This is a genomic window from Streptomyces botrytidirepellens, from assembly GCF_003721215.1.
In the GTDB taxonomy this organism is placed as follows: domain Bacteria; phylum Actinomycetota; class Actinomycetes; order Streptomycetales; family Streptomycetaceae; genus Streptomyces; species Streptomyces himastatinicus.
On record NZ_RIBZ01000482.1, the window covers coordinates 1 to 1920 of the forward strand.

2 protein-coding genes and 1 pseudogene are annotated in these 1920 nt (G+C 78.2%); 2 read left to right on the forward strand and 1 reads right to left on the reverse strand.

Annotated elements, in window-relative coordinates; genetic code table 11:
* The coding region (locus tag EEJ42_RS31790; protein WP_123105343.1) for an ABC transporter ATP-binding protein at positions 1–623 on the reverse strand (623 nt) is incomplete at its 3' end.
* Positions 624–693: 70 nt separating this feature from the next.
* Here EEJ42_RS31790 and EEJ42_RS31795 point away from each other — a divergent pair.
* Positions 694–1467 (forward strand): peptidyl-tRNA hydrolase, encoded by a 774-nt coding sequence (locus EEJ42_RS31795; protein WP_342778358.1) that lies wholly within the window; start codon positions 694–696, stop codon positions 1465–1467.
* 27 nt (positions 1468–1494) lie between these two features.
* Positions 1495–1643 (forward strand): annotated as a pseudogene (locus EEJ42_RS53305) (LysR family transcriptional regulator); the annotation flags it as partial.
* Between the last annotated feature and the right edge of the window lie 277 nt (positions 1644–1920).

Sequence of the window (1920 nt, forward strand, 5' to 3'; positions counted from 1 at the left end):
CCGGGCGCCGGGACCGGCACCGGCTCCAGGCGGGCGTCCGCGACGCGGAACACCGCGTCCGGGGCCCCGGCCAGGCGGCGCGGGTCGTGGTCGACGAAGACGACCGCGGCGCCGTCGGCGACCCGCTCGGCGACCGCCTCGTCCAGGACGCCGCGCGCGGTCCGGTCGAGGCCGGTCCAGGCCTCGTCGAGGACGAGCAGGGCGGGCGCGGCCAGCAGCGCCTGGGCGACGGCGACCTTCTGGCTGGTGCCCTTGGACAGCTCGGCGAGCGGGGTGGCCGCGTACTCGTCCGCGCCGAACCGCTCCAGCCACTCCCCCGCCCCGTGCGCCGCCTCGGCCCGGCGCAGGCCGTGGATCCGGCCCAGGTGTGTGAGGTAGCCGAGGACGGAGAAGGGCAGCTCGGCGGGGAACCGCTCGGGGACGTACGCGGTGCGCGGGCGGCCGGTGATCCGGCCGGAGGTGGGGGCGTCGATTCCGGCGAGCAGCCGCAGCAGGGTGGATTTGCCGCTGCCGTTCGTCCCCTCGACCCGGGTCAGCGAGCCGGGCGGCACCTCGAGGTCGACGCCGCGCAGCACCCAGGGCCCGGCCAGGCCGTAACGGCGCCCGACTCCTCGCAGTCTCATGCTGGTTGAGCATAGGCACTCGGGCGGCGGCCCGCCGCCGCTGTCGGCGGGTGCTGGCAGACTGGACCGCGTGACCAGTTCGGACGCCCTCCCCACCAGCCCTCCGCCCGTCCCCCTCAGCAGTCCGTTCCGGCACGCGGAGACGGACCGGGACGCGGCGCCGCAGTTCGTGCTGCCCCTGGTGGTGCGGATCGAGAAGGCCGCGCCCCCGGCCCGTACGGACGCCCTGGAGACGGCGGCGCGAGCGGTGCTGGTGCTGCTGTCGGACGAGCGGTCGACGGCGGAGGACGGCGAGTGGGCCGAGGCCGTGCGGGACTGGCAGGACGCCCGGATCCGCAAGGTCGTGCGGCGGGCGCGGGGCGCGGAGTGGCGGCGCGCCCAGACGCTGCCGGGCATCACGCTCACGGGCCGGGCGGAAGCGGCCGAGGGCGACGGCCCGGCGGCCGAGGTGCGGGTGTTCCCGCCGGTGCCGCTGGACGGGTGGCCCAAGGAGCTGGCCAAGCTCCAGGTCTCCGGCACCGACCTGGACGACCCCGCGCCACCGCCCCCGCCGGACCCGGCCGGGCCCATCCTGTGGCTGAGTCCGGAGGTCGGGATGTCGGCGGGCAAGGCGATGGCGCAGGCCGGGCACGGTGCGCAGCTGGCGTGGTGGAAGCTGGACGACGCCCAGCGGGCGGCCTGGCGCGAGGCCGGGTTCCCGCTGGCGGTGCGGACCGCGTCGGCCGAGCGGTGGAGCGCGCTCACCGGGAGCGGTCTGCCGGTCGTACGGGACGCGGGCTTCACCGAGATCGCACCGGGATCCTGCACGGTGGTCGCGGACCACCCGGCCCTGCGGCGGCCCTAGCGGTGCGTCAGGTGGCGACGCCGGCGACGGGGTCCAGGCCTGCGCGATGAGGCCGCCACGGTGGTGCGCCGCCTCGGGGCGCTGCTCACTCGCGGCACCGGCGTCGACCCCGCCGCCCTGAACCGCACCTCCGGTTCCGGGCCGAGGAGCTGGAGGCCGGTCCGGCCCTCCGCGACGCCGTCCGCCGAACCCTCGGCGCACCGACCGCGAGCCGCCGGTAGCCCCGGCGTGACCGTCGCCGGACGGCGGCGGCCAGCCGGGCGCAGGACCGGATCAGGCGCACGGCCGGATCAGGCGCACGGCCGGATCAGGCGCGCGGCCGGATCAGGCGCGCGGCCGGATCAGGCGCGGCGGCGCTTGCGGATCGCGCGCGTCACCACCGGCGGGAGCACATCGGCGGCCAGCCGCCGGACCTGGCTGGGGCGGCGCGGGGCGGACGCCGGGGCGGCGGAG